General features: G+C 31.4%; 9 protein-coding genes and 1 tRNA gene. 3 read left to right on the top strand and 7 right to left on the bottom strand.

The features are described from left to right. The first annotated feature begins 37 nt into the window (after window positions 1-37). Both DXU93_RS07920 and DXU93_RS07915 read left to right on the top strand, forming a co-directional pair. Window positions 38-1,381, top strand: coding sequence for a sensor histidine kinase (locus DXU93_RS07920; protein WP_116880744.1), 1,344 nt, complete (start codon window positions 38-40; stop codon window positions 1,379-1,381). An 11-nt stretch (window positions 1,382-1,392) separates the two neighbouring features. After that, the gene (locus tag DXU93_RS07915) at window positions 1,393-2,085 is read left to right on the top strand and encodes a response regulator transcription factor (RefSeq protein WP_116880743.1); all 693 of its coding nucleotides are present in this window, start codon (window positions 1,393-1,395) and stop codon (window positions 2,083-2,085) included. A 1-nt stretch (window position 2,086) separates the two neighbouring features. On the opposite strand, the gene DXU93_RS07910 is transcribed toward DXU93_RS07915, so the two are convergent. From DXU93_RS07910 to DXU93_RS07880, 7 genes are all read right to left on the bottom strand, one after another. Then, on the bottom strand, window positions 2,087-3,661 hold the full coding sequence (locus DXU93_RS07910) for a helix-turn-helix domain-containing protein (RefSeq protein ID WP_116880742.1): 1,575 nt from the start codon (window positions 3,659-3,661) through the stop codon (window positions 2,087-2,089). Between the two features lie 295 nt (window positions 3,662-3,956). After that, window positions 3,957-4,463, bottom strand: a complete 507-nt coding sequence (locus tag DXU93_RS07905; RefSeq protein ID WP_240623439.1) for a DUF1573 domain-containing protein — start codon at window positions 4,461-4,463, stop codon at window positions 3,957-3,959. Next, window positions 4,463-6,553: a DUF4838 domain-containing protein gene (locus tag DXU93_RS07900; protein ID WP_165851365.1), complete on the bottom strand. Its 2,091-nt coding sequence runs from the start codon at window positions 6,551-6,553 to the stop codon at window positions 4,463-4,465. The genes DXU93_RS07905 and DXU93_RS07900 overlap by 1 nt, the downstream gene beginning before the upstream one ends. A 40-nt stretch (window positions 6,554-6,593) precedes the next feature. Next, a complete protein-coding gene (locus DXU93_RS07895) occupies window positions 6,594-9,398 on the bottom strand; it encodes a tetratricopeptide repeat protein (RefSeq protein ID WP_116880740.1) in 2,805 nt (934 codons plus the stop codon). A gap of 13 nt (window positions 9,399-9,411) precedes the next feature. Then, window positions 9,412-10,866: a glycosyltransferase family 2 protein gene (locus DXU93_RS07890; RefSeq protein ID WP_116880739.1), complete on the bottom strand. Its 1,455-nt coding sequence runs from the start codon at window positions 10,864-10,866 to the stop codon at window positions 9,412-9,414. Window positions 10,867-10,886: 20 nt separating this feature from the next. Beyond that, window positions 10,887-11,972, bottom strand: coding sequence for a HEAT repeat domain-containing protein (locus DXU93_RS07885; RefSeq protein ID WP_123776088.1), 1,086 nt, complete (start codon window positions 11,970-11,972; stop codon window positions 10,887-10,889). Window positions 11,973-12,088: 116 nt separating this feature from the next. Further along, window positions 12,089-12,457 (bottom strand): hypothetical protein, encoded by a 369-nt coding sequence (locus tag DXU93_RS07880; protein ID WP_116880737.1) that lies wholly within the window; start codon window positions 12,455-12,457, stop codon window positions 12,089-12,091. 765 nt (window positions 12,458-13,222) lie between these two features. Here DXU93_RS07880 and DXU93_RS07875 point away from each other — a divergent pair. Beyond that, window positions 13,223-13,296 (top strand) — tRNA-Arg (locus DXU93_RS07875). Window positions 13,297-13,606: the final 310 nt, after the last annotated feature.

Below are 13,606 nucleotides of genomic sequence, written 5' to 3'. Positions count from 1 at the left end.
GAGGTAGATATTGAATTTACCTCAGTTATTTTAGATTATGAATAGAAGAACCATTAATGCAGTTATTATAATCGGTGTTTTGTCGATTATCTCCATTTTAATGGTTCAATTTTTTTGGATTGATCGAACCATAAAGGCTCAAAAAGATGCTTTAATTTTACAAGATCGTCAAGATAGCCTGAATGTACGCCAATTTGAAGAATCAGTAAGGGTTGCATTACGTAATGCTGTTGAAGAAATTGGAAATGAACATTTAGATAGTTCTTTTATTTACGGTGCAGTAAAACAAAAGAGTTCGAATTATTACCTTGTTGATATCCATGAAAACTTACACCCCTATTATTTAGAGCAGATATTAAAACGAACTTTTTACGAACATGATATTAATCAAGATTTTCAATATGGAATATACGATTGTTATAATGATAGTATAGTTTATGGAAATCTTATTCGTTTTAGTAAAGACTCGTTATACTCACCAACAAGTGATAGTTCCTTAGGGATCACTTCTCCTGAATTGGTTTGGAAAAGGGATGGACATTATTTTACTGTATATTTTCCTGGATTAATTTCTCAACCCAGCAAGGAGCTAATTGTAGAAAGTTCACCTTGGCTTTATATTACTTTTATTGTCGGTGTACTATTTATCTTTTTTGCTTTTGCCGTTTCTGTTATCATCCGACAGAAACGCTTATCGGAGGTAAAAACAGATTTTGTAAACAATATGACTCATGAATTAAAGACGCCTATTTCAACCATTGGGTTGTCAAGTGAAATGCTCATGAATGGTGATTTTACGAATGAACCAGAACGTTTAAAAAGATATGCTGAGATAATTTATAAGGAGAATAAGCGTTTAAAAGAGCAGGTTGAAAGAGTGTTAAATATGGCCAAATTAGATCGAAATGAGTTGGACCTTCAATTTGAAAATGTAGATATTCATGAGTTGATAGATGAATCGGCAGAGAACTTTAGGTTTAATCAGATTCTTCAAGGTGGAAAGATTGAATTAGATTTAAAGGCGAATAATATTATCGTTAAGGTAGACCTTGTACATATCACAAATATCATTTTTAATTTGTTTGATAATGCGGTGAAATATACGGAAGGAAAGGCAGATGTAAAGGTGACTTCTATTGACAAAGAGGATGGTATACAGATAAGTATTAAGGACAATGGAATAGGAATAGACAAGGAGCATATAAAACAAGTTTTTGAACAATTTTACCGCGTTCCTACTGGAGACAAGCATGATGTAAAAGGTTTTGGACTTGGATTGTATTATGTGAAATTAATAATTGAAAAACACGGTGGGAAAATATCCATTCAGAGTAAAATAGGACAAGGTAGTACGTTTACATTTTGGCTACCCACTCAATAAATTTATAAGCAATGAAACCAAAAATATTATTAGTAGAAGATGATACGAACTTAGGATTTATCATTTCAGATCAATTAAAGTTAGAAGGATATGATGTGTCGTTGGCATCTAATGGAATGGAAGGCTTTAAACGCTTTAACGATGAGGTTTATGACCTATGTATCCTAGATGTGATGATGCCAAAAAAAGATGGATTTAGTTTAGCCGAAGACATTCGAAAGGTAAATAAAAGTATTCCTATAATTTTCTTGACGGCTAAATCAATGACTGATGATAAAGTGAAAGGATTTAATGTAGGTGGAGATGATTATATTACAAAACCATTCAGTACAAAAGAATTAAATGTACGTGTAAAAGCTTTATTGAAAAGGGTAAATATTCACACTGGAGAAGAAGAAAACGATATAGTTCGTATTGGAAGTTATGTTTATGATTTGGCGAATTACACACTGAAAAATGCAACTTTTGAAAAGAAACTAACGAAAAAAGAAGCACAGATTTTGAAAATGCTAACCAAGTTTGAGAATCAAGTTGTTGCGAGAGAAATGGTGTTGAATGCCGTATGGGGAAAAGATGATTATTTCGTTGGACGTTCTTTAGATGTCTTTATTACAAAGTTGAGAAAATACTTATCCGAAGACGAAAATGTTGTCATTGAAAATATTCACGGTATAGGGTTTAAGCTTGTGATTAAGGGATCTTAATCTAAGCACTCATTCTTTCATTCTGATTCCTAACATAATTGATGTATGCAGAAGGAGTTTTTCCTGTTACTTTTTTAAAGTTTACTGTAAATCTACTATGTGAAGAGAAACCAATTTCTTCGGCCAATACACTTATTTTATAGGATAGGTAAATTGGTTCTTTACGTAATAATTGTACAATGTAATTAATTCTTAATTCATTGATGTATGATGCAAAATCAGTTGAGAGATGCTTCTTAATCACATAGGTTAAATACCTTTGATTAACACCAATTATACTTGAAACGGAAGTTAAAGAGACATTGCTATCCAGATATAATTCATCTTTCTCAAACTTTTGTAAGCCTTCTAAAATACTTTGTTCTTTTTCTTTTGAAATATAATTTTTCGAATCACTTGGCTCTTCATCAACATTATTGGTTCCTACAAGAGTTTCATCCTGATTTTTCGAGTTTAATGTATTAATATATTCGTCAAATTTCTTTTGATTTTTCCTCTTTTTGTAGATGTACCATGAAAGTAGAATGATTAAAAAGCCCGTTAATACACATAACCATAGTATGATTCTTGAATTTTTCTGTTCTTTTATTTCTAAGTTCTTTTGTTCAGCATAAAGTGCATCTATAAGTTTATCGGCAATAACTAATCTTGAGTTTTTCTCCATTTCAAGTATGTTATTATACTCTTCTTTGTACATATCAAATTTACTATTTTGACCTGTTTTTTGATAAAGCTCTTTTAAGAGTGGGTAAACTTCCTTTTTAAGTTCGAAAAAATTGGTCTGATCAGCCCACTTTTTTGCTTTTAGAAGGTTTTCTTCGGCCTTTTCAAATTCATCAATGGCTAAATAGGCTTCACCTTTTCCATTATAAATTAATCCAAGCATGGTAGGTTGTGGATAGTTGGATAAATAATGATGCTTCTCTGCCAAATCTAAATAATAAAATGAGGAATCTGTTTCTCCAAGGAGTAGCTTATTCTCAGACATTAAACCAAAGCTATTTGTTAAATGATAGGCGACATCCACTATGGTGGTATCTTTAATCTGATTGAATAAGGAAATAGATTTTCTTATGACATCTATTGATTGGTTGTATTTTTTTTCATTTTTTAAAAGTAAAGCTTTTTCATGTTGAATATTTCCAAGAAATCTAACGCGCACATTATATTCTTCAATTTTCTTACAATAAACGAGTGCTTTTTCAAGAGATTTAAGTTGAGAAGTAGCCAAACCGGATTCTCTATATATTGAAGACCTATAACCATAGATTCTTGTTAATGCAGTATAATCTTTCTCTTTTTGAGCAAATACTTCAGCTTGATTGAAGATGACAACGGCCTCATCATTAATTCCGTATAACATCAGTAAACCTGCTTTTAATAAGAGAGATTTTATTAATTCATCATTGCTTTTTGAAATGTCATAAAGTATATCAACATTTTTTAATGCTTGTTGAGGATCCGTAGTCATTAACTTTTGACCTGTATAACGATAAATACTATCGAAATAGCTTTGCTTTCCAAAGGCTTTAAAACTAAACAGAATGATCAAAATTATGATAATACTTGATTTCATGTTTTCTGTAATTAAATTTTAGTTGGTGATAAACCTTAGCGTATTTCAAATAAAATACGAGTTCGTCAGTTTAATTCTTCACAATTCGTGTAATTGATCTTGTAAAGATAATAAATTTCGAAATAATATGAATATACTTCTTGTTGGCTTAATAGATATGGTAGATTGAATGATAATGGTATGAGCTTGTTTTTTAATTGTTTAATTAAATGTTATTTAGCTTCATAAGTTAGAGATACAGTCCAATATGAGATTGTTGTGATTAGGGAATACTAAAATTAATCTCAACTGATGTTTATTCTAAATAGTAAAGTCTTTGATGCTCTTGCCCATCTGTAAACTCATGTAATCCATTTGCAATATTTTCTTTTAAGAGTTCTTCGTAATCCTTGGTATAGTCACTTTGAGGTACCACATTTACGCCAAATACAATTGATGATTTTTCAGTTTTTTCTAAATTTCCATAGATGTCAATATAGTGCTTTACTTCACCAATATTCTTCGAACTATCATAGTTTAGTATTAGGGTACCTTCTTTTCCTGCAGGAATTGATCGTATAGATGACTTTTTTGGAGCAATACACCCGCATGTGATCAAAAGATCGGAGAGAATAAATGGGTTTTTACCTGTATTTTTAATGGTAAACATAACTTCTAGCTCTTGACCTCTTAAAATAGGATAGTATTGTCGATGATTATCCACAATTTGAATGCTTGTTTTTTTATTCGATACATCTTGACAACTGTTCATCGTTAAAACTATCGTAAGTAAAGCCATGAGTGCATAAAATACTCTTTTCATCATAATTCATTTAAAATTCTTATTTCATCACATCCCACCATACTTTTTGAATAAGGTCTACGAATGAATTCTATTTCTATTGATGTATGTTCTGTAAAATCAAGTTCAACCCTGACTATTAATGAATTTATATTCGTATCATAATTGCCAATACTGATGGTTCTTATTTTTTCTTCTCCATCTGTAAAATTAATTTGAGATGGTGGGTAAAAGCCATGGCGATTATTATTTAAAAACCTTAATTCAATGATTTTTTTCCCGTTGAAACCTTCTGTATGACACTTAAACTTCGTATTGGTATAACTAATGTGCCATCCATGATGATAATCATTTTCATAAGCAGGTAACCCATTGTTTAAATATTTAACACCATTAATATTTCCTACAAGAACATATATTGGTTTTTCTAAAAGTAAAAGATTCTGATATGTCTTTTGTTGAATTATCTCTTCCCAAAAGTGAATATAATCATTTAAGTTTCCACTTGCTTCTTTGTATTTAGATAAATTATCATAGTGAAAATGATTTTTCAATTCCACTAAGAAATGAGAAATCTCAGGTTTAAGGCTTATGCCATCTTTCTTCTTTGCAACGCATCCATATTTCTTAAATGGATGATTATATGCAATCTGTAAGCGAGTAAATGAAAGTGCAGTATATAGCTTATCTAATTTTTTTCGTTCTATTTCGTCAAAGTCAGTTTGTTTTAATTTCGAAGCTAATTTATCATAGAATACAATGAAATCATCAGGATTAAGATATGTTTTCAATATTTCATTAATACCACCATACATATTATACGGTTTTTTTAACGCGGCAAAATCACGTTCCAAGGAGATATAATAATCAGCTAAAAGAGAATGACTCTTTGGGTATTGTTTTTTTAAATAGACTTCTATGAGTGTATCAATATTGGAATTTATATTTTTCATTAATTCCCCAGCTACAAATGTTTTAAGGTCATCAAAAGGCGAATAATCATAACCACTAGCATTCAAAAATATCCCATTTATTCCGTGTTTGTTGTAGAATTTTAATTGTTCTTGTAGGGAATATAAAACAGGAATAGGAGTGAGGTAGTCATCAAAGTTTGATGAATAATCCCATAAATAAATATTTTCAGTTAAATCCTTCCATTTTTTTAGGTTTTCAAGAAATCGTGTAGTTTCAGGTTGGTTTTTGTTAAGATTTACACCTTTTTTTAGGTTGATAGAGCTTAAGAATACCCCAGTGTTTTTACCTAAAAATTCTTTTGGAGGTTCTTGGGTGGTATGATATGCCGATGTGAAAAACTTATGGTGTGGAAATCTATTCGCCATTTCTTTGATGAAAAAGCTTACTGCAGGCGTAGCGTTTTTTTCTGTGTTTCCTAATTTTTTGCAATCATCACAGGTGCACACCAATTGATTGTCTTGGGGCATAATCATAAAGTGGTAACCATGTGAAGAACCATCACCAAAGTTATTGCGTACATATTCATCAAATATTTCTATCAGTTTAGAAGATGAGAATGAAAATTGATTTTTATTTCTTTTTCCATTCACCATCGCATAAATACTGGAATCAGCATTATGAGGAATAATTTTGCTTAAATTATGTCCCCAAAGTCCCCAATCAATGTCCACATTATTATTTCCAAAGATGAGTGAGTTTCCTTCTATTTGATTGGTAGAGTAATGAGGATCTCGATAATTAAAATCAAAAGTATTGCAATTGGATTTTTTGAAGTTTACGGTTGAAGGTAGGAGTTCATCTGCATTGATACGGGAGTCAAACTTACTTAAGTCTTCAGTCAATTGATGAATTATCCAAATGGCTGAATGCTTGCTTTTTATAATGATTGAGAGGGTGTTAGAAGTCTTCGTAATGCAGTAGTCATGTGTAAGGTCTGGATTTACTTCGAAGTGTATTCTTTTATAATCACGATATTTTTCATCAGAATATTTTTGTATGATTGAATGATCATTGGTGTGCTTTTTCAAAATTGAAATTGCTAAAGTACTAAGTTCAACACTTTCGTTATTTGCCGAATGACTAATTACGAAGCCTTTCGCATTTATGGTAGTATGATTTTTTGCAGAACATCCCATACTCGCCACTAGTAAGATGAAATAAAAGTTTATATTTAATTTAAAATGCCACATTTACATTGAGAAATAAGTTGTGATGATTTCTAAAGGTCCCGTCATCAGTTCTGTAATTATGCCATGTTCCTAAAAGACTAAAAGTAATGTTTTTCGTAAACATATATGAGAATCCTCCACCTACCATGGTATTGATTGATGAAATTCCATCATAAATTTGATAGTCTAAAAGTTGAATTGCTGGAGATGAACCAAAGCCAGTTACAGCTGTTAGATAGTGCTTCGGTGACCAGATGCTGTATCTTGCACTAAGTGAAAAATTAAATAAATAATTATAATCTAAAATAAAACTATTGTATTTAGCATATAAACTAAATTCATCAATAACTTTTTTAGCACCTAAAAGTAAGTTATACATAGCTCTGTCGTCTAGGTTTGCACTCGATCCTGTTGTATCAAGATATCTGTATCCCAAACCTATCTCTGCACTAAATTCTTTAAATTTTTGAATATCTCTGGAAAGTAAACCGTTGATGCTTATCCTTGGGAAAAATTGATTGGCAATGGCGGCATCTATTGTTGTTCTCGTTTTCGAGTTCCACTCTCTATTCCAAATTCCCATCAATTGATATCCTTTTCCTGGTGGTCTACCTGCATAATTAACCCTACCAGTGTAGGTGTTTTTATCTTTATACCTAGTGTAGTGTATCCCTGAAATAGGATTAATAACATCTATATCTCCAGGTCGACTTCTAATATGATGAACACCGATTTCATTATCGAGGGTTCTATTATACAAATAATTCATGTATTGTTTGAACTCATGCATCTCCATTGCCGAGGGAACGTAAAAGGATTGATAATAGTATGCTGAATCGTAATTTTTAATTTTCTCATAGGCTTGACCAAGTGTATGCTTTAAAACAATATTTTCGGGAGATCTTCTCACTGCCTCTTTAAGTATTCTTATCGCCTCAGGACTCTTGTTTCCGCGAATTAATTGATGGCCATAATCTTCGGTTGCTTGTGCATGTGCATTAATCAAATCACGATCATATGGGTGTTCATTGAGCTCATTGCTTAGATTATAATAGACAACACTATAATTCTCAGGGTTTTTAGCGCTAATTTCTGCTAATTTTATCTTGAAGAATAAGTTATTTGGAAACTTTTTATTTCCTTCTTCTGCATAAAATTTAGCTTTGTCAGGATTATTGGTTTGATAGGACAAGTTAATAGCATAGCGATATGCAAATTCTTGAGTTGTGTCATTCTCAATCCAACTTTCTGTTATTCTCAAAGCTTGGTCATAATGGTATTGGCTAACGAGATCCTGCACGACTTTTGTGTTTAATGCAGAGTAACCATATAGGTATTTTTGCCTTTCTTTTCCTTTAGCCTTTTCTAAAAGTTTATTATAGGCAAGAATTGCTTGATCATATTTTTTTTGGTTGTAATATAGGTCTGCTCTTTTTAGAAATAAATCATTGTCTTCAGGTCGCTCGGCGATCAATTCATTCAAAACATTTAGTGCTTCAGTGTATTGATTCATTTGATAGTAGGAGTTAAAAATAGATTTTCTTGCCTGATACTCTAATTCAGAATCATTACTCTTGTCTAAAACAATATACCAATCTTTTATCGCTTCAGCATATAACTGCTGACTCATTTTGTCCTTTGCTTCCTCTAACATTATAAGCGCATAGGCGGATTGTACATCATAGTCATTAGGGTAACTTTCATATAATCTTTTGGTTAGTGCCGCACTCCTAGTGTCATTTCCAATCAATTCATAGGTCATGATTTCCCTCATCAATAAATTCTTCGAATTTCCAGTACTTTGTCTATGAATCTTAATAATTCTAAGCGCTTCGTTATATTGATTTGCGGCAATCAAATAGTTATAAAGATTTTCAAAAGCTTCATCATTTCCAGGGTTGTCTTCAAATACTTTTCCGTAAAGAATCTGTGCTTCTTGATTTTTTGAATATCTAGCCGCCTCCAATAAATAATAGTCATATTGTTGGGTTTTACCTTTACTTTTGAGGAAAGGTAATAATTCTGTATATCTATTTTGTTCTGCTAAAATTCCTGATTTTTTATCGATTAAATCCTTGTTGTTCGGAAAGCGAGACAAACCTCTATCGATATAGCCTAACGCAGTATATAAATCTCCAGACTTAATGTAATTGTCCGAAATGATAGTATAGTTTTCAACTTGATCAGGATTCTCTTGTAGCAATTTTTTTCTCACCTTAATTGCGCCATTTATATCCCCTTCTTTACGTTTCTTTCTTGCTTCCAGTTCTAAGGAGTAGAGGTAATCTTTTCTAATCTCTTCGTCCTTAGGGTATATTTGGTTTACTCTTTCTTGTAATCGGTCTGCTTCTACGTGGTTATTTTGTAATCTATATAATTGAATTTTTTTACGCCATAAACCTTTCCAATATGGGTTAACTTCTAACAGTTCATTTACATAACAAATCGCACTTGAATATCGTTTTGTTTCCAACTCAACATTTACAAGAATTTGCTTTGCATCAACATTTTTAGGGTCTATTTGTAATGATTTAACAAGTTCAAATCTTGCTTTGTCATTTTGACCTTTGTAATGATAATATTTACCATTTAACATTCTTAAATCGGAGTCATTTGAGTATTCATTTAATCCTTCATCGATTACCCTTTTTCCTTCTTCCCATTTATTATTTTTAAATAATTCTATAATTCCATCAATATACTCACTTCTGTCTTCAAGATTAGTTTCTTCTTGGGCATAAATAGGATTATACGCACAAAAAGTACCGAAAGAAAGGCAAAATGCTATTGTGTATTTTATTAGGATCTTCATTTATTAGTTATAATCATAATTTTACTTCAGGTCGAATATTTTCATCCGTGGTTTCTGTTTGTTTAAATCCTTGTCTTGTCATATCTCCCCAACTAAAATTCTTACGTGTTAAAAACTGAATATACCCCTGTAAACTAAAAAGAACAATCAAGGGATGATATACTATTGCTTCAAATGAAGAGAATATAATTAGTTTAAGGTATTCTCTATATGTATTGTAATGTTTCTTCGTTAGTATGTCAAAGGAAATAGCAACGAGTGAAATCGTGATTCCTATCAAATATACGAATAATAGCATTAACCAGAAGGTAGAGAAATTCACTTGGTCGTTTACGAGTAAGAAGAAAAGGAAGATTAATCCGATAAATTCGATGATGGGTGCTAAGAACTCAAAAATTAGGGCGTATGGCATCACCCATAATCCCATTCTACCATATTTTCTATTGAATAAAAATTTTCTATGAATTACAAATATTTGTAATAAGCCTCGTCCCCAACGTGAACGTTGTCTTCTGAGTACTTTTAGGTTTGGCGGCCCTTCTGTCCAACAGCAAGTGTCTGGAATTTGAACAATTTTATATTTTTCATTGATATTTCGCATATATGCAATCATCCTTAAGGTCATGTCCATGTCTTCAGCATGAGATAAAGGATCATAACCACCAGCATTAATAACAACAGGTTTGTAGAAAAGGCCGAAACCTCCTGAAACGTTTGGGATGACATTAAACATTGACCATCCCATTTTGGCAAGCAAGTAAGATCGAAGATATTCTGTTTCTTGGAATAAAGGAATCACGCGTTCAGGAGGTCGAACACGTGTGATTTCTCCATGCGTAACCTCACAGCTGTTTACCATTCTCAATGTTGCTCCAACAGCAATTACTCTGGTGTTAGAATCCAGTACTGGGAGGATACATTTTGTAAGTGTGTCTTTGGCAAGTAAACAATCTACATCTGTGTTGATGAAATAGTTGTATTGAGCAACATTTACCCCAGCATTCATCGCATCCGCCTTAGTTCCACCATTTTCTTTGTCAACTACTGTAAGCCTTCTGAATCGTTTAGTGTTTGAGCGGTAAATCTTTTTTATAGGCTTACAAATTACCTTTTGAATGTAAGGATAAGGAATTTCTACTAAATCAAATTCTTCAATCAGTAATTCTAATGTTTTATCTTTACTACCATCATTTACAATAACAACCTCAAAATTAGGGTATTCTAGGTTTAAAAGTGATCTAACATTGTCAATAATAATAACCTCTTCATTATAAGCAGGTGCCACAACAGAAATACCTGGAGCAACTTCAGGAAGTAGATTTAAGTCATCTTCTTCTTTTGATGTATATTTTCTTTTGTTTCTTACTATGTTGATGTACCCAAAAACTGCCAGACTGATGTAGATTACAGTCATGGATAGAGAGTAAATAAAGATGAAATATTGATAGAAAAAAGTTATATTTTCCATTTACTTTTAATCGATTATTACTATTTCCTAACTGAATGACCTTTATCTATGTAATCAAATATTGATTTTTCGAAATCAGTAGATGCTGAGCTTTTAAGCTTATTAAAAGTAGTTTTATTTTTATCAATTAAGTGCAAATTCTGTAATATTTTTATAATTATTTCTTTATTGTGAGTTTCGTAATAAAGCTTACTTAAAAACTCTATTGACTTCTCACCACCAAGTTCTCCAAGTGAAAATAGAATACTACTTTGTGTTTCTGTTGAACCAAAGTCATAACCATCAATGAGTATAGGAATTGCTGGCTCGTATTTTAGTACACCTAAAGTTTCGGCTATTTGTGCTTTAACAACGTCCTCAGTCTTTGGTTCTTGAAACATGTCAATTAATGTGTCAACACTGTCAATTTGTTTGAAAAAACCGATTTCTTTAATTAAAAATGCAATATAGAATTTGTTTTTGGCTGAATGGGCATATCTGATTAATGGAGGTAAAGATTTTGATTTGGATTTATCCTTTAATGAATCATGTATTCGAATAGCGTCTAAAGGATTAAAATCTTCGTCAAAATCATCCTCTAAGAATTTAAAAGCATCATTTGAATCAAACTTCATGAATATACTCTTGGCATGCTTTCTTAAATTCTTGTTTTGGGAAATTGTTTTGTTTGAAATGGCGTTACTAGAAGCTTCCTCACTCATATCGTCTAAAATACGAAGAGCAATACTTTCATCCTTAATATTTTTATTACGTAATTGTTCTTCCCAATATGAAGGAAGATCGAGAGCCTTAAGTGTCTCTTTGTAATTATTTATATTTAAGTCCATTTTTTTACTGATAATTTCGAAAATTAGTTTGGTTAAAAACACTTTACTCCAGTCCTTAAATTCAATTTCGTTAGTAATTAATTCAGATCTTATTGTTGATTGGGTAAGGTTTTTTGGGTTGAATAAGATTTCGGTTAACTTTTGTTCGTAATTTGACCTAATAAGCTTTTTCCGATTTTCTATTTTTTTTCTTCCCTTAGCAATAAAGAGAATATTAATAATCGAAGATATATAAATTAAAACTATTAAAATGGATAATATAATAATGATTTTAATCAAAAATGGGAATCCAACAAATGCTGACTCAAGATAGTAAAGCTGATACATTAATGAACCCAAAATTAATTTCCGTTATATTACATAATCAATCTACTAATGTAACGGAAATTAATAGATTATTGTTCAGTTTTTAATTCGATTTTTTGATTTTGTTTTATCAAATCGATTATTAAGTGAGTGATTTTTGATTTCTCCCATTCTTTCAACTGTCTATTCTTGATGCCTAATTTGTTTCGGACTTCAGTGATAGAAATATTTTCTTTGGTAAACAAAATCTTTTGCAAAGTATTTTCATATCTCTTCTTGATAGTTTCCTCTCTCATTTTGTCAATTTTTTGAGTTCTTGCAATAAGAAAAATTCTCAATAATGAAATCAAGTAAATTATGGATAAAATGGTAATTAATAAAATGGTGATTTTTATTACCATTGGATATCCAATAAATTGAGATTCTAAAAAGTAAAGATTATATTTTAGTGTGTTCATGATAAATTGATGTTTTTAAACATTTCAAATCTACAAATAAATTTTCGTTATACATGTTAATAAATCTTGTTAAGGTCAGTTTTTACGGGCTTTTAGGTGTATAAATTACGTAATATATAAAGCGAAAATTGATGAAATTGCGCAAAAAAATAAAGAAAATAGAAGTGTAAAATTCGACGAATTTACTGTATGATTTTGTAGCAGTAAGGTGTGTAATACACTGATTTTGTTGGGATATATCCAATATTATATTTTTGGAATTAATTACATGAACGCTAAGTTTTTTTCGACAAAACAATGTATTTGTTCGACGAAAAAATATTTGTGAAAAAAATGTGAATTTTTTTTTGTTAATTTTTTTTTCATCTCTTTTTTCACCTCTTTTATGGCGAAAAAATTGTCTTTTATATAAAGAATTGATTTGTTCGTCGATGATATTCTAATATTTTTTTGTGAACCTTTTTTACATTTTTTATAAAATGAAAGAAGATTTCCTTCCCATGGTTCATTAAATTTCTATTTTTGTGTTGACGTTTTTTTGAATGTATTTTAATAGATTATGAAGTACATCTTAAACTAACTTAATTCGATATTTATAGCTTCGTGGCGCAACTGAATCTCTTTAAGAGGTATTTAGTTTCACCACTACGCAAGGCTCCGTGGCGCAACTGAATCTCTTTAAGAGGTATTTAGTTCCACCACTACGCAAGGCTCCGTGGCGCAACTGAATCTCTTTAAGAGGTATTTAGTTTCACCACTACGCAAGGCTCCGTGGCGCAACTGAATAGCGCACTGGATTTCGGCTCCAGCGGTTGCAGGTTTGAATCCTGCCGGGGTCACTAAGAATGAAAAAGCTCAACGCATCGCGTTGAGCTTTTTTGATTCAACAATTTCAGCATCTGAAAACTGGTTTTCAAGTGAGGAAATTGTTGAATCAAAAAATAGCCGCAGAGGAACGATGCGGTGTGTTTTTTATTCGGAATTCGGATCTACAAGGATCTATAATCCTGCATCATTACTTTATTTCAGCATCTGAAAACTGGTTTTCAAGTGAGGAAATTGTTGAATCAAAAAATAGCCGCAGAGGAACGATGCGGTGTGTTTTTTATTCGGAATTCGGATCTACAAGGATCTATAATCCTGCATCAT

The sequence above is a fragment of the Brumimicrobium aurantiacum genome, from assembly GCF_003402975.1.
Lineage (GTDB): Bacteria > Bacteroidota > Bacteroidia > Flavobacteriales_D > Crocinitomicaceae > Brumimicrobium > Brumimicrobium aurantiacum.
Note: the sequence above shows the minus strand (reverse complement) of the source record. Positions and strands in the feature narration are given on the sequence as shown.

Bases quoted from the DNA above. Each gene is read 5' to 3' on its own strand.
- DXU93_RS07890 (WP_116880739.1), bottom strand. From the start codon at position 10,866: ATGGAAAATATAACTTTTTTCTATCAATATTTCATCTTTATTTACTCT.
- DXU93_RS07880 (WP_116880737.1), bottom strand. From the start codon at position 12,457: ATGAACACACTAAAATATAATCTTTACTTTTTAGAATCTCAATTTATT.
- DXU93_RS07900 (WP_165851365.1), bottom strand. From the start codon at position 6,553: ATGGGATGTTCTGCAAAAAATCATACTACCATAAATGCGAAAGGCTTC.
- DXU93_RS07895 (WP_116880740.1), bottom strand. From the start codon at position 9,398: ATGAAGATCCTAATAAAATACACAATAGCATTTTGCCTTTCTTTCGGT.
- DXU93_RS07920 (WP_116880744.1), top strand. From the start codon at position 38: ATGAATAGAAGAACCATTAATGCAGTTATTATAATCGGTGTTTTGTCG.
- DXU93_RS07905 (WP_240623439.1), bottom strand. From the start codon at position 4,463: ATGAAAAGAGTATTTTATGCACTCATGGCTTTACTTACGATAGTTTTA.
- DXU93_RS07915 (WP_116880743.1), top strand. From the start codon at position 1,393: ATGAAACCAAAAATATTATTAGTAGAAGATGATACGAACTTAGGATTT.
- DXU93_RS07910 (WP_116880742.1), bottom strand. From the start codon at position 3,661: ATGAAATCAAGTATTATCATAATTTTGATCATTCTGTTTAGTTTTAAA.